The sequence below is a fragment of the Mesorhizobium sp. M1D.F.Ca.ET.043.01.1.1 genome (genome assembly GCF_003952385.1).
Classification (GTDB): Bacteria; Pseudomonadota; Alphaproteobacteria; order Rhizobiales; family Rhizobiaceae; genus Mesorhizobium.
On record NZ_CP034444.1, the window covers coordinates 586,513 to 602,770 of the forward strand.

The following is a 16,258-nucleotide window of genomic DNA, read 5'->3' on the forward strand; positions in this document are numbered from 1 at the left end:
TGCGGCAACGCAGGCTTACGCTAACGATACCAAATTGAGTACGAACCCGCATTTGATGAACTATACTAACTAATTGATTTATTTATGTCTTTTAACATTTGTGTATTGTCAGACGCGCGGTATGGGCGCATGCTGCCAATAGAGGGATAAACCGTCCGCGAAAGGGAGGGTTTTCGGATGTCACGAGCATTTTCTGACCGGTTGCGCGATGACGCCCACTGCAAGGTCCAAAGGGCCTTGCAGGACAACGGGATCATCAACATCATAAAGTTGTCGGAGGAAATCAGGCTTATCCACGTCGCGGAGAATATCGCCCGAGAGGATATCGAGAGCCTGGTGATGCACGTGGCCCAGTTCTATGGCGCGGCCATCGAGTTCGATGAGGAAACCCTGACAGCGCTCGACCTGCCCGATGCCTGTCCGGCGGACAGCCGCAATGACCTCGAAAAGGCGCTCAGCGAGCGGGCCCGGCCGGACGCTCCGACCAAGCTGCTCCAGCTTGATCGGGGCGGATAGCAACCGGCGACGGACATTCGCCAGGCCCCTGACCGTAAACAGATCACCTTTGTCGGTCAGGCCCGCTTGATCTGGCGTTTTTGGGCAGGTTTCTTCGGCACGGCCGCAGGCGTCTCGGCTTCCTGCGCCAATCTTGCGGCGCGCAGGCGCTCCGTCTTGGCAATCCTTGCCGCCGCTTCCAGATCGACAATTTGCCGAGCGACACGACTGGTCATGTCACCCTTCGCTTCGGTTCGCGACGGATTCGGCTTGAACAGCCCGGGTTCGGGTATGTGCTTCATTGCTTCATCTTTCTGAATGGAAAAGGCCGGGCAAAGCCCGACCTCCTCCGATACGCCTCGATGGCCGATGCCAGTACATCCGTGGTCAAAGATGCGAAGCGCTCCGATCAGGCAGCCTGGAGGTTTTCCGCAGAGCTCTTGCCGTTGCGGTTATCCTTGACGATGTCGAAGCTTACCTTCTGGCCCTCGACCAGGGAACGCATGCCGGCGCGCTCCACGGCCGAGATATGAACGAACACGTCCGGCTGGCCATTGCCCTGTTCGATAAAACCGAAGCCCTTGGTGGCATTGAAAAACTTCACGGTTCCAGTAGTCATTGCGATCTCCTTTCGAAATCGACGCAAATTATCGCCGCTTGGCCACTAGCCAAACGCCGCGCTTTCGAAATTGAGATGGAATATCGTCAGGGCGCCAAAGCGCGGAAACAACGTTCGTTCAACAAGATCGATGTGCCATACATAGCGCTGAATTTCGACAGCGGCAAGGGAGCCTCGGACAACACTTTCGGGGTGCCAAGAATTTTCCCGATACATCCCAAGCTCTTCACATGGATCGAGGCGTTGGCCGCACACCGGATTTCCCGGATCGAGGCACCTATGCGTCGGCTGTCAATCCGCCGAGCAGATAGAGCCCGACCTCATACTTCGCCGGCGAAACGCCCGCCTGGTGGGCCTGCCAAAGATTATCCTTGAGGTCCGCCTCCTTGACGGCCAGCGCGAGCTCGTTGGACCCCGCGCGGCAGATGAAGTCCTGCTCGCTTTCGTCCATCCGTCTGGTCAGAGCGTCGACGGCCGCGACGACGGACAAGCCGAAGCCCGCCGCACCGAGCCGACCGAGCGTCCACCCTTCGCCCTTCTCGACCACGTCGTGCAGATAGGCGACGGTTTTCTCGTCCAGCGTTTCGACGGCGTCGGCAACACGCCTGACATGTTCGATATAGGGGCGGCCGGTCTTGTCCTTCTGGCCGCGATGGGCCTCCTCGGCGATCTTCGCCGCGCGGTAAAGCATGATCTCTCTCTCAATTTGGAAGCCCGCCCCGGCGGGGACATCCGAGGCGGGCTGGATCGGGCTCTGGAATACCCAGTCCATCGGCGCGCCCTTCACGGGGGGTGCGGAACCGCGCGCCATGAACGAGAACATCAGCAGCGTCTAAAGGTTCCCTCTCCATGTCGCGATTCCAGGGATCGGCCAAAACAGGAACTCGCGGCCGGCGCCGCCGTTACCCATCATGCAAAAAAGGAGGTCCCGCCATGGATTGGAACCGCGTCGAAGGAAACTGGAAACAGGTCAAGGGCAAGGTGAAGGAACAGTGGGGCAAGCTCACCGACGATGACCTCGACCGCATCGCGGGAAAACGCGACCAGCTCGAAGGCAAGATCCAGGAACGCTACGGCATCGAGAAGGATCGCGTCCGCCGCGACATAGACGACTGGGCGAGGCGCCAGGGCTGGTAGCGGCCAGATAAATGATGCCGCAGGCCCCTCAAGCCGGCCTGCGGCTTCAAGCAGGGAATTTTGATTTCAGAGCAATGACACTATATTAGTTGACTAATGATCTATGGCACGATTAGTTGACTAATGATTTGTGGCACGGTGAACCGATGGCCAGGAAGAAATCGAGACCGGCCTTGTCCGCCATAGCGACAGCCTCCCGGTCGGAGGCTAGCGAGGCCGTCTATTTTGCCCGCAAATGCGGCCTTACCCCCGAAGAAGCGCTGCGGATCATGCGCGAGGCGCAGATTACGCCCGCGCTCAAGTCGCCAGATAGCGCAAAGCGGAAGCACTGAGCGGCAATCGCGCCGATCCAATTTCGTCCTGGCTTCAGCCGGAGGCCCGGTTCCTCAAAAGCCGGCAGTCCGGCCGCTAGCCGGGCGACGCATTACCGCGGTTCTTCGCGAGGTCCTTCAATGCCTTGAGAAAGATCGGAGCCGCCAGATCGCATTTGCGTTTGGACGGCCCATTGGTGTGGATGACTATTTCGGCCTGTTTCAGGGTCAGGCCGTGCTTTTGGGCGAATTCGAGCGGTTCATAGGCCTGCTCCCAACCTGGCCCTGTCTTCAGCATTGTGACGGTTTCCTCCCGCGATCGATTGATACGTGGCAACGCGTCCGGCTCAACAAGGTTTCAATGGCATGCGCCAGGACGGCGCGCCGGACTTCAGCCAGCGCCGGGCGCCCAAATATTCGTCAATAACAAATGATCGGTTTGGGCCATGTCATGGCCGAAATTCTCTCCGGAACAAGTCGGTTCGAATGGAGTTGAGGCTGACCAACCCATCAGGAGATGCAAGGCAATGGCAACGACCAAAGCGGCCACGAAGAAAGGCCTGAATGAACTTTTCCACGACACGCTGAAGGACATCTATTTCGCCGAGAAGAAAATTCTGGCGACGCTTCCCAAGATGGCCAAGGCGGCGCAAAGCAATGACCTGAAGGCTGCCTTCGAAAAGCATCGCGGCCAAACCGAGGAGCATGTCGCGCGCCTCGAGGAGGTCTTCGAGGTGATCGACAAGAAGCCGGCCGGCAAGACCTGCGCCGCCATCATGGGCATTACCGAGGAAGGCGCCGAGATCATGGAGGAATACAAGGGATCGCCCTCGCTCGACGCCGGTCTGCTGGCGGCGGCGCAAGCAGTCGAGCACTATGAAATCTCGCGCTATGGGACGCTGAGAACCTGGGCCTCCGAACTCGGGCTTACCCAGGCAGTCAACCTTCTCGACAAGACACTCGGCGAGGAGAAGGAGACCGACGCCGCGCTCACCGAACTTGCCGAAACCGCAGTCAACGTCGCCGCCGAAGCGGCGTAGCGGAAGACAGGATCTTCCCTCAATTCTGCTCTTCCTCGAGCCCTGGCGATACCTCGCCGAGGCTCGTAACCCCGCTCGGGCCGGCATATGGAAAAAGCATTCAATCGAATGGCGGAGGCAGTCGCCCGCGCCACCGGCAGGCCGTGGGCCTTTGCCCTTTGCGTGGCGTCGGTTCTGATCTGGGGTGTCACCGGCCCGGTCTTTCACTATTCCGAAACCTGGCAGCTCGTCATCAACACCGGCACCACGATCGTCACCTTCCTGATGGTGTTCCTGATCCAGAACACGCAGAACCGCGACGGCGCAGCCATCCAGGCCAAGCTCGACGAACTGATCCGCTCGGGCCGGGCCAAGAACGACTTCATCGGTATCGAGCATTTGACGGAGGCCGAGGTCGAGGAGTTCCGGGCCCGCTGCGCCGAAGCCAAGAGATCGCGGATGGCCAAGGCCCAGGTTGGATGACGCCGCCTATCGGCGGCTTGGAGAAGAACGCGGCAAGGTTTCCGCCGGCCGGCAGCTGCCTTGGGGAGACACTGCGGAAATGGAACTTCAGTCGCGGCCGATTGTTCCACTGGGGAGGCGGACATCCAGCATGGCCAGATCGTCGCTGCATCTGCTCAAGGGCATAGGCTATTTGATCTCGACGGTGAGCGTGATGCTACTGGCGGTCGTCAGTTGGGGAAGCGCATCCCAAAGCCCGGTGCTGACTGCCTGCCTGCTCGGCGGCGCCACCACATCGATCGTCGGCATGTTCTGCCGCTGGCTTTCCTATGAAGTCGAAAAGCGCCAGGAGGAGCGACAGGCCCGAGCAACGCCAGACCGCGGATCGCCGGGCAGCAGCGTCAACAACCTTGCCTCCGCCGCCGGAACGCCGAGACCAGCACCGCGATCAGGCCGCTGATGACGATCCACGTGACGACCTCGCCGTCCGACTCGCCCGGGTTCCGGGACCTGCCCGGCCTTCCCGTTTCAGTGCTGACCGCCAGCACGGGCGCGAGATCCTGCCGGCTGCCGCTCCGCACCGAATAGGCACGGGTGATCTCGGCGCCGAAGAGGAAGATCTGGGCCGAGTAGTAGACCCAGACCAGCACGACCATCAGCGCGCCGGCGGCGCCGTAGGAGGTGGCGATGGCGCTGGTGCCGATGTACCAGCCGATCAGCGACTTGCCGACGGTGAACAGCAGCGCCGTGACGACCGAGCCGACGCCGACGTCGCGCCATTTGAGCCTGCGGTCCGGCAGGACCTTGTAGATCGCCGCGAAGAGCAGCGCGATCAGCACGAAAGAGACGGCAGTGTTGATCGCGCTCACAATCAGCTCGCCGAACGGCAGGCGCTGGTTGATATATTCGCCCAGCGCCGAGATCGCCGTGCTTGCGGCGAGCGACACCAGAAGCATGAAACCAAGAGCGGCCACCAGACCTAGGCTCGCCGCCCTCGCCCGCACCAGGCGCGACAGCGAGACGCCATTGGGCTTGACCTTCCAGATCTGGTTCAGCGACTGCTGCATCTCGCCGAAGACCCCGGAGGCCGTGACAAGCAGCGCGATCAGCCCGATGACGGTGGCCAGCGTGCTGGAGCCGCGATGCGAGGCGGTCTCGATCGTTGCCTTGAGGAGGTCCGCGCTCTGCGGGCCCATCACGCCAGCGAACTCGGCCGAAAGCGCGAGCTGCGCGGCGTCGTTGCCGATGACGATGCCCGCGATCGCCACGACGATCAGGAGCACCGGCGCCAGCGAGGTCGCAGCGTAGAAGGCCATCGCCGCCCCATGGCTCAGCGCATTGTCGTCGAGATAGCCGGTGACGCTCTGCGTCAGCAGGACCCGGGCTTCCTCGAACACACGCGGCATATCCCTCACCATCTATTTCGAATGGGAGATGCAGGTTCGGATAATCGACGTTTTGCCATGCGCGGCCGCCCAAATTGGGCGGGCCGGGTGGGACAAGAGCTCGACTGCCTTTTCGTTGGCCAGGGTGTGAAGCCGGAAAAACCAAACCCTGTTCTCTTTACCACCGGGTCCGGCTGACGCGGCCCGCTGAGGTCAATTCGGAAAGTGCACGATGGTTCCGGGCTCGCTGCCGCGGACTTGGGGCTATATGGGATCGCATGTCGGGCCCGTGCCCTGGCGGCAAGAAACCGCCCCGGATGGAACAAACCGGGGCGGAAAATCGTGGGAGCAGTTCCGGTGCCCGGGACTACCAGACGGTAACTCGCCTGCCCCCGAAAAAGTTTCGAGCCAGGCTGATCCGGCGCCCTTATTTTGGCTGCTGCTGCGGCAACTCGCCTGGCTTGATTATCGGCATCTGGCTGTTGTCGGCCGGCGGAACGGTGGCGTTCTTGTCGCCGGTGGGCGGCGGCATCAGCACACCGTTGCAGTTGTCCAGCGTTTCCGACAATTCGGTCGTGTCTGCCTGCTGCTTCTGTTGCTGATCCTTGGTGTCGGGCTTGGCCTGGCAGTCCCCTGGTTGTTGCAGGTCGGGGATGAGCTGCTGGTCCATCGGCTGATCGGCAGTCTGGGCGGCTGCCGGCAGCGCGGACATCATAACGACGGCCATGGTGAGAAGAATTTTCTGCATGGGATCCTCCTCATGGGTTAGTAACCCCCGATGATCGGCAGGATCTCGCCGGTAATGTAGCTCGAGCACTGCGGCGAGGCCAGGAACACATAGGCCGGCGCGATCTCCTCCGGCTGGGCGGGCCGCCTCATCGGCGTTTTGGCGCCGAACCGCGCGACGTCCCCGGCCTCCTTCTCCGACGGGTTGAGCGGCGTCCACACCGGGCCCGGCGCCACAGCGTTGACGCGGATGCCCCTGCCGATTAGGTTGCCGGAGAGCGCCCGCGTGAAGGCGTGAATGCCACCCTTGGTCATCGAATAATCGATCAGATCCTTCGAGCCCTCGATGCCGGTGACGGAGCCGGTGTTGACGATCGCCGAACCCGGCTTCATGTGCGGCACGGCTTCTTGAGCCATGTGGAAATAACCGTAGAGGTTGGTCTTCAGCGTAGTGTCGAAATGCCGCTCGGTGAGATCGGCGAAGTCGGCCGAATGCACCTGGAAAGCGGCGTTGTTGACGAGCACGTCGAGCCTGCCAAGAGCCTTCACTGTCTGCTCGACCGCCTTGCGGCAGAAGGCGCGCTTGGTGACGTCGCCGCGAAGCGTGATGCAGCGCCTGCCGTCGGCCTCGACCGCGGCTTTGGTCGTCATGGCGTCGCGATCCTCGCTGAGGTAAACGATGGCGACGTCGGCGCCTTCGCGCGCGAAGAGCACGGCCACGGCGCGGCCGATGCCGGAATCGCCGCCGGTGATAAGCGCCACCTTGCCGGCCAGCTTGCCCGAGCCCTGCCAGAACGGCGCGTCATACAGCGGCGCCGGGTCGATCGCCCATTCCTCGCCGGGCTTCGGGTGATGCTGCTTCGGAAAAGGCGGCACCGGATATTTGCGCGCGCCGGCCTGCATGGCGCCCTCCTGCTTTGCCTTTGGCTTGGCACGGTCGATCGCATCGACCTTGCGCTGCACGCTGCGCTGCCGGCTCGCCGTCTTCGCGCTATCGGATTTGGATCGGATATCGGTCGACATCGCCATCTCCTTTTCGATAGACAACGCATGCCGGGGGAAAAGGTTGGCTTTCGCCGGGGCGAGCTCGGCCGCATGGCCACGGCGCGCGCTATATCAAAGTTAAATGCGGGCGCTCGTCATAGCTGCTAATCGATCGATGTTTTGGGGGACTCTGTAGGAGGAGAGTTCCATGGACGTTCGAAATCTGATCGGCAGGCTTTCGGCTGCATTTGTGCACCAGCGTGCCGCCGCGCCGATCGCCTCTCTTAAGCCGATCCGGGCCTCGCTCGCCGACGTGCCGCTGAGAGTGCGCCCGCGCCCGCCCCACCGTCCGGCGCCTCCCATCCGGCCCGCGAGCAATATGTAACTCGCCCTTGCGTCAGCCCTGGCCGATCGGATGCAACCGGCCGGCCGCATCTTCGTTTATGGCGATCCCAATCGTGGTGGAGGCAAACATGAAATCCATTCGCATGAGCAATCCCATTTTCATCCTGTCGGCGGCACTGACCGCGGTGCCTTTCATCGGCCTCGCCTGGCGCGCGCATGAATGGCTTGGATGGTGACCAAGAAATGAGCCGGTTCCTGCCGCTCGCCATCCGCTTCCACAATGGCGGCTCGATGGTGGTTTGCTCGGTCGCCGACGCAAAGAAGGCGTTGAACGGTACATGGAAGGACAAGCAGGCCCCGGACTATCTCGCGGCGGCGCGGCTGGTTGACGACGCCATGGCCGGTATCTGCCGTCCGGCGGTGGCTTTCGCGGCCTTCAAGAAGGCCGCAGCCGAGCAAGGTCTCCTGAGGGTGAGCGACCGGAGTGCGGCGCTCACCATGCTCGACGCGCTGTGGTCGCGCGATGGCAAGGCCCCACCGGAGTAGAACCTCACCTCGGCTCGTTGGTCATGCTGAGATAGGTCGGGTCGAATTCCGCGATCTCGACGAGACGCGGCCAGTCGACGATCGTGACCGTTTGGCTCACCCAGTTGATCACATTCATGCGCCGCAACGCGCCGATGACCCGGTTCATATGCACGACCGAGAGGCCGAGCACGTCGGCGAGCACAGCCTGCGACAGCGGCAGATGGAAACTCATGTCGCGGGTCTTGTTCACGACCTGAAGCCTGACCAACAACTCGCAGATGAGATGCGCCAGATGCGAGGTCTTGGAACGGCGCCCCATGGCCACGATCCATTCGCGGTGGATGGCGCCGTCGACAAGCGTATCCAGCCACAAGAGCCTGGTGAGATGCGGCGCCTGCTCGGTGATCGCGCGCAGCTTGCTGTGATCGGCCGCGACCACATGGCAGGGCGAAAGCGCGATGATGCCATGGTCCATGGTCTTCAGGAGAAAGGCATGCAGGTCGACGAAATCGCCGGCCACCTGCAGAGATGTGAACTGCCTGCCGCCATCCTCGAGCACCTTGTAGCGCGCCGCGAGCCCATCGACGATCAACGTGCTGACGCTCGGCCTCGATCCTTCCGGGACAATGTCCTCGCCGGTGAGGAAATACTTCTCGACCGACATTGCGCCGGCCAGCAGTGCCTTTTCCTCGTCCGACAGGGCGTCGTGCTGGCCAAGGTTGAGATAAAGGGAATCCAGCATTCGGATTTCCATCCTCTGTTAGCGAAACCTAACGTTGGAGGACTGGGACTGGTTGCAGGGGAGCAGTCGTGAAATCGGCCGTAGCAGGAGATCACGACGGCCCGAACTGTTCTCGGGATCAGTCGCCTGGAACCATGATCGATGCGATGGATTGATCGTCAAGATAGACGGCAAAGGCGGTGCCGATGGAACGCTTCTACTTCGACCTCTACAACACCGAAAGCACCCAGAGGGACGCCGAAGGGCAGCTTTTTCCCGACCGCGAGAGTGCGCGCATGGAAGCGCTTCGGATACTGCACGATGTTGTGCGCGACGAGGCGCTGGGCGGAGATCGTCTCAAGATCACCGTCAAAGTCCGGAACCAGAAGAGGGACCAGATATTCGAGGCATCCATGACGCTCGATTCCGCGTGGAGCTGAACATCGCGAGGCGCGAGCCGAAAGGACGCTTCGGCCGGCGGTCGCGGCAACCATCCCCACCCTCATCGCGTTCCGCCTGCCGGAGACAAAGCATGTTCGACGATTTCGAAAGTGCCGAGGTCGACACCGGCGGGGCACGGATATTCATCCGGATCGCCGGCGGCGGCCCCGCGCTGCTTCTGCTGCATGGCTTCCCCGAAACGCATCTGATGTGGCGCGACGTGGCGCCGAAGCTCGCCGACCGCTTCCGCGTCGTCTGCGCCGACCTGCGCGGCTACGGGAAAAGCTCCTGCCCGCCGTCCGATGCGGATCATGCGCCATACGCCAAGCGCGCCATGGCTGCCGACCTTGCGGCGCTGATGACGAAGCTCGGCTTTTCCCGGTTCATGGTCGCCGGGCACGATCGCGGCGGCCGCGTCGCCTATCGGCTGGCGCTCGACCACTCCGACCGCGTCGACAAGCTAGCCGTGCTCGACATCATACCCACCGCCGATGCGTGGGCCTTGGCCGACGCCCGGCTGGCGCTGGGCTATTGGCCATGGTCGCTGCTGGCGCAAACCGCGCCGCTGCCGGAAGCGGTCATGGGGATGGCCGCGGATGCGATCGTCGACAATGCGCTGGCCGGCTGGGGCTCCTCGCCCGCCGCCTTTCCCGCCGAGGTCCGGCAGGCCTATGCCGATGCCTTGCGCGATCCGGCTCATGCGCACGCCATCTGCGAGGAATACCGTGCGGCGGCGACGCTCGACCGCGAGCACGACCATGCGGACCGGGCAGCCGGCCGGCGCATCGGCTGCCCGGTGCTGGCGCTATGGAGCGGCCTTGGCGCGCTCGCCGAGTGGTACGTTCAAGAAGGCGGACCGCTGGCACTGTGGCGGAAGTGGGCTGACAATGTCAGCGGCGGGGCGATGCCCGGCGGGCATTTCTTTCCGGAGGAATTTCCGGACGAAACCGTGGCAGCGCTGTGTGATTTTCTCTCGCCGGAGAAGTAGCGGACCGCAAGTCGGTCCTGCCGGCACTTGCCGGTCGCAGCCAGAGGATCAACCGGCAGGCGCAAGCCGGTGCCAGATTTGCTCCTGGCGCCAGATTTTTTGCTCAGGGTCCATTGTGATGAAACATTCTTCCTCCCTTGCCGTTCGAGGTCCAAGGAGGACCGTTATGATTAGGCATAGCGGCGAAGCAAGCCCGAAGAAGAAGGTCGAAATCGCGGTGCTCGTCTCCCAATTGACACAAGCGACCGGGATTTCCAACGCGGAAGCGCGGAAGCTGATCAAGCTGGTCGGCACCGATTGGCCTTCACTGCTGCGACGGGCCGGCTTCCTGAAAGCCCGGTAAGCTGCCGCCTTCCGTTACTAGGTTGGTGACAACCCGGTTAGCGGGCGCCCGGCTGCTATATTCCGTAGACCACCGTGAGATAGATCGCCGGCGCCACGATCAGGCAGAGCGCCATCGCGATCACCACCGCATTGCCTAGGCGCTCGGTGCGCCTGGCAATGTCGGCGACGTCGTCATCGTTGATGAATTGGAGGATCGAGATTTCAGCGAGGGCGGAGAGATGATTGTCGTTTGCGGCGTGGCTTTCAGCATCTCGCGCTTTGGGCTTGGCAGACATAGAGGTCAAATCGTCGTCTCACTTTCGAAACCGGCAACGCGGCTTCCTCATTCCGATGGTTTAGTTTCGGTTCGATGGCCTTGGGTGCCCGCCGTTGCGCGGAATGGCGGACACCCAAATGCCGCCGACGGAGGGGGTCCATCGGCGACCGCTCACCAACTCGAAGCTTCCGCTTTGGTTGCCGCCGACGGCCCAATGCGCGGGACGCTCGGACTTCAGTCGCAGGAACGGTTCGGACCGTGGCCCCTCATGGAGCGCTGGCAGGCGCGATGGTCGCGACGCGCTGCCTCCGGGTACGGCGCCCGCCGTGGTTGGAACTTCTTCGCCTCCTTTCGGTTCCTCAGAAACACGCCGCGGCTCGCCGCCGTCCAGGCGGATGTTTGAACGGAGGAACCGGATGTCCGTGCACGCCCTTCACCCCGATCGCGTCGACGAGGCACGCACGCATGCCTATTCGACCTTCGCTCCGCTGTTGATCCATTCGCTGACCCAGAGGCTGGCACGCAGCCAGGGCATGAAGGAGTTGGACAAGATCGAGACTTCGCTCGTGCGCCTTATCGAGGAAACCGTCCTCGCCGCGCCCGACGGCGAGGCGATGAGGGAGTTCGCGGTCGAGCTCGTGGTGTCGACGCTGCGCAACGTGCGTGAGCATCCCGACGCCAAGCACGACCTGGAAGAGATCGAGGAGCGCCGCACGGCCGGGCGCTCCGAGAATCCGGAGACGCTGGAAGAGCAGTTGCAGTCCGGTCTGGAGGACAGTTTTCCGGCGAGCGACCCGCCGGCGGTCGTTTCGACCTCCATCACCGGTGGCTCGAAGGACATCGTCGGAACCGACGAGGTGCTGCGCCGCAAGAAGGAGGCACGCCGCGGGCCGGAGAAGGCCGGCTAGGCGCGGCGACAACAAAGGAGGCCTGCGATGAACCAGGCAAACGACAATATCCCGAACCGACCTGGTGCCGGTCATTCGCCGTCCCCCGGCCGGTTGCCGACCAAGGGCGGCGAGGATCCGGATGTTCGGTTCCTGGCGGAAAACAGCGATCTTTCGCCGAAGCAGGCGCGCGAATTGATCCGCGAGCACGGTCATGATCGCGACAAGCTCATGAGGATCGCTCGCACCATGAAGGCCGAGGGCTGAAGCGAGGCAAAAATGAGCAATTCACCGAAGAAAGGGCCACCGGGAACTTCCGATCAGTGGCCGCGCTGGGAAGGCCCAAAAGAGAGCCGGCCACCCGGCTACCTGCCGGCCAAGGACGATCCAGACGAGGATCGCGACGCCGCCGGCGAGAATAACAAGGATCCGGAACGGTCCGACCTGGGCGACGTCGCCAAGAAGAAAGGCTCCTAAGACCAATCCCAGGTCTTCACACCTTGAACTTCACTCAGCGCAACAGGAGAAGAAAAATGCCACGCGGAGACAAATCGAAATACACCGACAAGCAGGAGCGCAAGGCCGACCACATCGCCGAAGGCTACGAGAAGCGCGGCGTGTCCGAGAAGGAAGCCGAGCGGCGCGCCTGGGCGACCGTCAACAAGGACGATGCCGGCGGCAAGAAGGAAGGCGGCTCCGGCCGCGGCAAGCACACCGGCAATCCGGCTGCGCATAAGGGCGGGCGGATCGGCGGCAAGGCTTCCGGCGACCGACCGGCCGCGGCGCGTTCGGCTTCGGCCAAGAAGGCGGCGGCGACCCGCAAGCGCAATGAGAGCCACACGCATCACTGAACGGGTTTAGTCTCGGTTTAGTCTCCCCCGTTAAGGCGGAGATGGCGGGCCAGAGGTCGCCTCGCAAAGCGACGGGTGTCGCGCTCGACGTGAGACGCCCTCGGTGACATCCTTCCTTCAAGCGGGGGGATCAGCCTCAGCCGCCGTAGAGCCCGATCTCGTCAGGCTGGATCCAAGCGGCCTCATTCCCGGCGATCTGCTTCTCCAGCGCGGCGTCCAGCCGGTCGCGGTCGCCGCCAGTCGGATCGACGATCGCATTGACCAGTTTCTCGAGCGAAATGCCAAGCTGGTCCAGGCCGAGCTGCCTTTCGATCTCGGCAATCGCCGAGGGCGATTGCCGCTTCAATGCCTCGACCGCATTCTTGACGGCCGAACCGTAGGAAAACACGGACTCGTAGTCGGCCTGGTCGAGGCCGAACTCCTTACCCGCACGCTCCATCAGCCGGACTTTCGTCGCCGTGACGTTGAGCCTGTTCACGCTGAACATGGATTGAGAAATGCCAGCCGGCGCCTGGACGAGCGACGAGCCGGATCCAGCGAGGCTGTCTGTGGCCGATCTGGCCGTCGCCGGCGGGCGCTGCGGCTGCAGGATCAGCAAGGCGGCGTTGTTCAGCGCGAATAGCGGAGACATTCTCGGCCCCAACGGTACCGGTCCGTCATGGAACCGGCGCCGGACAGTCGAGCCAAGACATCATGTCTCGAGCAGAATGAAATCGGTTCGGCAAGGTGATAGCCGCTTATATCTGAAGAATCTCCTAGGCTGCTCAACCTGCGCGCGTGACCGGTGGGCGGCTGTGGCGCGGCCGTTCAGTCGTCGCCGCCGTCATGGCTGCCGCTGTCCCCACCGCTCCCGCCGTCCCCGCCATCATGGCTGCCGCCGTCGCCGCCATCGTCGCCGCCGCTGTCACCGCCGTCGCTATCGTGATCGGCGCTCTGGTGATCACCGTCCTCGTCGTCGCCCTGATGCGAGCCGGAATCGGCGCCCTCGCCTTCATGGCCGGTGTGCTCATTCTCGGCGACGTCGCGGTCGCTGTCATTGCCGGCGGCGGCGCCCTGGTCGTCATCCTCGGTCACGGTCACCTGGCCGCCATGGTCCGAGCCTGCGAAGGATGGCTGCGCTGCAAGAATGCCGAGCAGGCCGATCGCGGTTGCCGCCAGCAATGGAAAGGTCTTCATGATCGCTCCGATCTTATCGTCGGTGCGGATCATTGCCTTGCCGGATTACGGCGCCCTTAAGCGGACGATTGCAATTTTAGCGGCTGCTCATTTTATGCCGCCCATGCGGGCTTGCCGTCTTTCAAGCGGCGCCGCGCCAACGACCGCCCGCGCCACGACCGCCTCGAGCGGCTCCGGCCTGTGCAGGAGATAGCCCTGGCCATGACCGATTCCCATGCCCGTGAGGACCTCCAGCGCCCTGCTTTCCTCGATCTTCTCGGCCACCACGGCGGCCCCCACGCTGCGGGCGATGCCGGCAATCGCCGAGACGATCTCGCGGTCGAAGCGGCTGTCGGCGATGTGCTCGATGAAGGAGCCGTCGATCTTGATGGCGTCGATGGGGAAGCGCCTCAGATATTCGAAGGAGCTCATGCCGGCGCCGAAATCATCGAGGCTGACGCGGCAGCGGCGCTGCCTAGCCCTGCGCACGAATTCTTCCGCCGCGTCGAAATTGGTGACGGCGGCGGTCTCGGTGATCTCGAAGCCGATGCCTGAGGGCGGCGCGCCGCTCTCGGCAATCGCGGCGTCGACGAAATCCCAAAGCTGCGGATCGGAGAGCGTCTGCGCCGACAGGTTGAAGCCGAGCGAGATGGCGCCGGAACGGATCGCCCTGCCGTGCCGCGTCAGCGCCGTGCGGATGATCCAGCGGTCGAGCCGGGCGGCGAGCCCGAAACGTTCGGCTACCGGCATGAACTCCCCCGGCGGGATCGGCTTGCCGTTGCTCCCCTGGAGCCGTGCCAGCACCTCGACATGGCGGCTCTCTTCCCAGGGCCTGCCGAGGCGATGGATCTCCTGGCCGAACAGCGTCAGCCTGCCGTCGTCCATCGCATCGACCAGATCGGCGGCGAGCCGCGCGGCGTTGAGGCCGCTGGCGCTGGCGGCCGTCTCGGCCGAGAACACGGCGAAGCGGTCGCGCCCGCCGGCCTTGGCGGCGTAGCAGGCATCGTCGGCGCAGGCCAGCGCGTCGGCCACCGTCGTCCTGGAATCGCGCACAAAGGCGATGCCGATGCTGGCGGCCAGCCTGCGGGAGGTGACAGCGGAGCCAAGATCGGCGTCGCGCACGGCGGCGAGCACGGCGTGCGCAAGCCGCTCGGCGCAGGCGTCGCCGCAGTTCGGCACCAACAGCGCGAACTCGTCGCCGCCGAGGCGCGCGGCATGCGCCGAGGGCGGCAGGCTGGCGACGATGCCGGCGGCCACGCTCTTCAGCGCGATATCGCCCGCGGCATGGCCGGCATAGTCGTTGAGCGCCTTGAAGTAGTCGAGGTCGACATAGAAGACGGCGAGCGGCAGCCGGTTGACGGCGGCGATGCTTTCGGCCAGCAGCCGGTCGAAGGCCGCACGGTTCAACAGCCCGGTGAGCGCATCGTGGCGCGCGGCATGGGCGAGCTCCTCGGCACGCTTCTTCTCGTCGGTGATGTCGCGCACCGTGCCGAGGATCTGGCCGGCCGAGCCGACGCCGGCGATGAAGCGCACCAGCGACTCGACATGACGGATCTCGCCGTCGCGCCTGATGATGCGGTATTGCGTGGCGGTAACTCTCTCCGAGCCCGGCGGCGGCAGGTGCGCGCGCTCGGTGGCCTCCTTGTCGTCCGGGTGAAGATAGGTGTGCCAGAGGCCGGCCGTCACCTCGTCGGTGTCGCTGACCAACCCGAATATCTCCCTGGTGCGCGCGTCCCAATAACTCTTGTTGGTGCCGATATCGTAATGCCAGATGCCGGTGCCGCTGGCGGCGAGCGCGAGGCGGAAACGCACGTTGATCTGCTCGAGCGCGGCCTCGGCCTCCTTCTGCCTGGTGATGTCGGTCTGCACGCCCATGAGGCGCAGCGGCTTGCCCTCGGCGTCGCGCTCGACGATGCCGCCGCGGTCGAGCACCCAGACCCAGTGGCCGTCCTTGTGCTTCAGGCGCAGTTCCGTCTCGATCGATCCGGTGTGGCCGGCGATATGGCGGTCGCCGCTCGCCAGCGCCCGCTCGCGGTCGTCTGGGTGGGTGAGGGTCAGCCAGAGATCGGAGGTGTCGGCGAGCTCGCCCTCGGCATAGCCCAGCATCCTCCACCAGGTCGGCGAATAGTAGCAACCGCCGGTCGCGAGGTTCCAGTCCCAAAGGCCGAGCTGGGCGCGATCGAGCGCCAGCGCCCAAAACCTTCCCTTACGTGTCTTGTCGTCCGCCATGCCCTGGTTTTGCCTTCCCCCGTCCGGGCATAGAGCATGAAACCAGACAAGAAAGGGTTACCGGGTCGGGGCTGCCAATCTCCCCTCGCGGGGGCAGTGGCCGGCAGGCCACAGGGGGGTGCCTCGCACCATCGGCCGCCAGCAGGAGCAATCACGCCTAAAGGAGCAATCAATTGTCGGGAAGCGGCAACGGCGTGTCACTCAATGTCCGCAGGTAGGCGATGAGGCGCCCTCGGCGACCTCCAACCCGAAGGCGCGCAGCGTCTCCGCGACGAAGCCGGCGGGGCGCTTTTCCTCGAAGCCGAATTCGGGATGGGCGTGGAGATCGCGCAGCCACACCGTCATCTCGCGGTGAAGCGCCTGCTGGTCCATCG

26 protein-coding genes and 1 pseudogene are annotated in these 16,258 nt (G+C 63.7%); 13 read left to right on the forward strand and 14 right to left on the reverse strand.

The genetic code is table 11. The features are described 5' to 3' along the window. The first annotated feature begins 237 nt into the window (after positions 1–237). Positions 238–516, forward strand: coding sequence for a hypothetical protein (locus EJ067_RS02960; RefSeq protein WP_145965169.1), 279 nt, complete (start codon positions 238–240; stop codon positions 514–516). Positions 517–572: 56 nt separating this feature from the next. Here EJ067_RS02960 and EJ067_RS02965 read toward each other — a convergent pair whose 3' ends face one another. From EJ067_RS02965 to EJ067_RS02975, 3 genes are all read right to left on the reverse strand, one after another. Further along, a complete protein-coding gene (locus tag EJ067_RS02965; RefSeq protein ID WP_126084598.1) occupies positions 573–797 on the reverse strand; it encodes a hypothetical protein in 225 nt (74 codons plus the stop codon). Between the two features lie 107 nt (positions 798–904). After that, a complete protein-coding gene (locus EJ067_RS02970; protein WP_126084599.1) occupies positions 905–1,114 on the reverse strand; it encodes a cold-shock protein in 210 nt (69 codons plus the stop codon). Between the two features lie 277 nt (positions 1,115–1,391). Further along, the gene (locus tag EJ067_RS02975) at positions 1,392–1,805 is read right to left on the reverse strand and encodes an HD domain-containing protein (protein WP_126089475.1); all 414 of its coding nucleotides are present in this window, start codon (positions 1,803–1,805) and stop codon (positions 1,392–1,394) included. A gap of 242 nt (positions 1,806–2,047) precedes the next feature. Here EJ067_RS02975 and EJ067_RS02980 point away from each other — a divergent pair, with 242 nt between their 5' ends. Then, positions 2,048–2,251, forward strand: coding sequence for a CsbD family protein (locus EJ067_RS02980; RefSeq protein ID WP_126084600.1), 204 nt, complete (start codon positions 2,048–2,050; stop codon positions 2,249–2,251). Between the two features lie 408 nt (positions 2,252–2,659). On the opposite strand, the gene EJ067_RS02990 is transcribed toward EJ067_RS02980, so the two are convergent. Then, positions 2,660–2,860, reverse strand: coding sequence for a hypothetical protein (locus EJ067_RS02990; protein ID WP_126084602.1), 201 nt, complete (start codon positions 2,858–2,860; stop codon positions 2,660–2,662). A 229-nt stretch (positions 2,861–3,089) separates the two neighbouring features. Between EJ067_RS02990 and EJ067_RS02995 the strand changes: the two genes are divergently transcribed. From EJ067_RS02995 to EJ067_RS03005, 3 genes are all read left to right on the forward strand, one after another. Next, positions 3,090–3,602 (forward strand): ferritin-like domain-containing protein, encoded by a 513-nt coding sequence (locus tag EJ067_RS02995; protein WP_126084603.1) that lies wholly within the window; start codon positions 3,090–3,092, stop codon positions 3,600–3,602. A gap of 87 nt (positions 3,603–3,689) precedes the next feature. Continuing rightward, entirely contained in the window at positions 3,690–4,064 is a 375-nt protein-coding gene (locus EJ067_RS03000; RefSeq protein ID WP_126084604.1) for a low affinity iron permease family protein, read from the forward strand. Beyond that, positions 4,057–4,503, forward strand: coding sequence for a hypothetical protein (locus EJ067_RS03005; protein ID WP_126084605.1), 447 nt, complete (start codon positions 4,057–4,059; stop codon positions 4,501–4,503). The genes EJ067_RS03000 and EJ067_RS03005 overlap by 8 nt, the downstream gene beginning before the upstream one ends. Here EJ067_RS03005 and EJ067_RS03010 read toward each other — a convergent pair. The 4 genes from EJ067_RS03010 to EJ067_RS34370 all read right to left on the reverse strand — a co-directional run bounded on the left by EJ067_RS03010 (position 4,445) and on the right by EJ067_RS34370 (position 7,679). Beyond that, positions 4,445–5,449 (reverse strand): YihY/virulence factor BrkB family protein, encoded by a 1,005-nt coding sequence (locus tag EJ067_RS03010; RefSeq protein WP_126084606.1) that lies wholly within the window; start codon positions 5,447–5,449, stop codon positions 4,445–4,447. The genes EJ067_RS03005 and EJ067_RS03010 overlap by 59 nt on opposite strands. A 406-nt stretch (positions 5,450–5,855) precedes the next feature. Then, positions 5,856–6,176: a hypothetical protein gene (locus EJ067_RS03015; protein WP_126084607.1), complete on the reverse strand. Its 321-nt coding sequence runs from the start codon at positions 6,174–6,176 to the stop codon at positions 5,856–5,858. 17 nt (positions 6,177–6,193) lie between these two features. After that, positions 6,194–7,177, reverse strand: a complete 984-nt coding sequence (locus EJ067_RS03020) for an SDR family oxidoreductase (protein WP_189510340.1) — start codon at positions 7,175–7,177, stop codon at positions 6,194–6,196. A gap of 358 nt (positions 7,178–7,535) precedes the next feature. Beyond that, a complete protein-coding gene (locus EJ067_RS34370; protein ID WP_189510342.1) occupies positions 7,536–7,679 on the reverse strand; it encodes a hypothetical protein in 144 nt (47 codons plus the stop codon). A 47-nt stretch (positions 7,680–7,726) separates the two neighbouring features. Here EJ067_RS34370 and EJ067_RS03025 point away from each other — a divergent pair, with 47 nt between their 5' ends. Then, positions 7,727–8,029 (forward strand): DUF982 domain-containing protein, encoded by a 303-nt coding sequence (locus EJ067_RS03025; protein WP_126084608.1) that lies wholly within the window; start codon positions 7,727–7,729, stop codon positions 8,027–8,029. A 4-nt stretch (positions 8,030–8,033) separates the two neighbouring features. Here EJ067_RS03025 and EJ067_RS03030 read toward each other — a convergent pair whose 3' ends face one another. Continuing rightward, entirely contained in the window at positions 8,034–8,753 is a 720-nt protein-coding gene (locus EJ067_RS03030; RefSeq protein WP_126084609.1) for a Crp/Fnr family transcriptional regulator, read from the reverse strand. Positions 8,754–8,938: 185 nt separating this feature from the next. Between EJ067_RS03030 and EJ067_RS03035 the strand changes: the two genes are divergently transcribed. The 3 genes from EJ067_RS03035 to EJ067_RS34375 all read left to right on the forward strand — a co-directional run bounded on the left by EJ067_RS03035 (position 8,939) and on the right by EJ067_RS34375 (position 10,504). Continuing rightward, positions 8,939–9,172: a hypothetical protein gene (locus tag EJ067_RS03035; protein WP_126084610.1), complete on the forward strand. Its 234-nt coding sequence runs from the start codon at positions 8,939–8,941 to the stop codon at positions 9,170–9,172. A 92-nt stretch (positions 9,173–9,264) separates the two neighbouring features. Then, entirely contained in the window at positions 9,265–10,161 is an 897-nt protein-coding gene (locus EJ067_RS03040; protein ID WP_126084611.1) for an alpha/beta hydrolase, read from the forward strand. 166 nt (positions 10,162–10,327) lie between these two features. Beyond that, on the forward strand, positions 10,328–10,504 hold the full coding sequence (locus tag EJ067_RS34375; RefSeq protein WP_189510344.1) for a hypothetical protein: 177 nt from the start codon (positions 10,328–10,330) through the stop codon (positions 10,502–10,504). A gap of 55 nt (positions 10,505–10,559) precedes the next feature. Here the strand turns inward: EJ067_RS34375 and EJ067_RS03045 are convergent, their stop codons facing one another. Then, on the reverse strand, positions 10,560–10,781 hold the full coding sequence (locus EJ067_RS03045; RefSeq protein WP_126084612.1) for a hypothetical protein: 222 nt from the start codon (positions 10,779–10,781) through the stop codon (positions 10,560–10,562). Between the two features lie 397 nt (positions 10,782–11,178). On the opposite strand from EJ067_RS03045, the gene EJ067_RS03050 reads away from it, so the two are divergent. Genes EJ067_RS03050 through EJ067_RS03065 form a run of 4 tightly spaced genes read left to right on the forward strand, consistent with a single transcriptional unit; the run spans position 11,179 to position 12,500 of the window. Next, complete coding sequence (locus EJ067_RS03050; protein WP_126084613.1) at positions 11,179–11,670, forward strand: hypothetical protein; 492 nt, start codon at positions 11,179–11,181, stop codon at positions 11,668–11,670. A 27-nt stretch (positions 11,671–11,697) separates the two neighbouring features. After that, positions 11,698–11,916: a hypothetical protein gene (locus tag EJ067_RS03055; RefSeq protein ID WP_126084614.1), complete on the forward strand. Its 219-nt coding sequence runs from the start codon at positions 11,698–11,700 to the stop codon at positions 11,914–11,916. Between the two features lie 12 nt (positions 11,917–11,928). Beyond that, positions 11,929–12,126 carry a hypothetical protein gene (locus EJ067_RS03060; RefSeq protein ID WP_126084615.1) on the forward strand — a complete coding sequence of 66 codons (198 nt, stop codon included), beginning with the start codon at positions 11,929–11,931 and terminating at the stop codon, positions 12,124–12,126. 56 nt (positions 12,127–12,182) lie between these two features. Continuing rightward, on the forward strand, positions 12,183–12,500 hold the full coding sequence (locus tag EJ067_RS03065; protein WP_126084616.1) for a plasmid stabilization protein: 318 nt from the start codon (positions 12,183–12,185) through the stop codon (positions 12,498–12,500). A gap of 136 nt (positions 12,501–12,636) precedes the next feature. Here the strand turns inward: EJ067_RS03065 and EJ067_RS03070 are convergent, their stop codons facing one another. From EJ067_RS03070 to EJ067_RS03085, 4 genes and pseudogenes are all read right to left on the reverse strand, one after another. After that, complete coding sequence (locus EJ067_RS03070) at positions 12,637–13,131, reverse strand: hypothetical protein (RefSeq protein ID WP_126084617.1); 495 nt, start codon at positions 13,129–13,131, stop codon at positions 12,637–12,639. Positions 13,132–13,307: 176 nt separating this feature from the next. Further along, the gene (locus tag EJ067_RS03075; protein ID WP_126084618.1) at positions 13,308–13,676 is read right to left on the reverse strand and encodes a hypothetical protein; all 369 of its coding nucleotides are present in this window, start codon (positions 13,674–13,676) and stop codon (positions 13,308–13,310) included. Between the two features lie 87 nt (positions 13,677–13,763). Continuing rightward, a complete protein-coding gene (locus tag EJ067_RS03080) occupies positions 13,764–15,884 on the reverse strand; it encodes an EAL domain-containing protein (protein ID WP_126084619.1) in 2,121 nt (706 codons plus the stop codon). A gap of 228 nt (positions 15,885–16,112) precedes the next feature. After that, a pseudogene (locus EJ067_RS03085) lies at positions 16,113–16,256 on the reverse strand (amidohydrolase); the annotation flags it as partial. Positions 16,257–16,258: the final 2 nt, after the last annotated feature.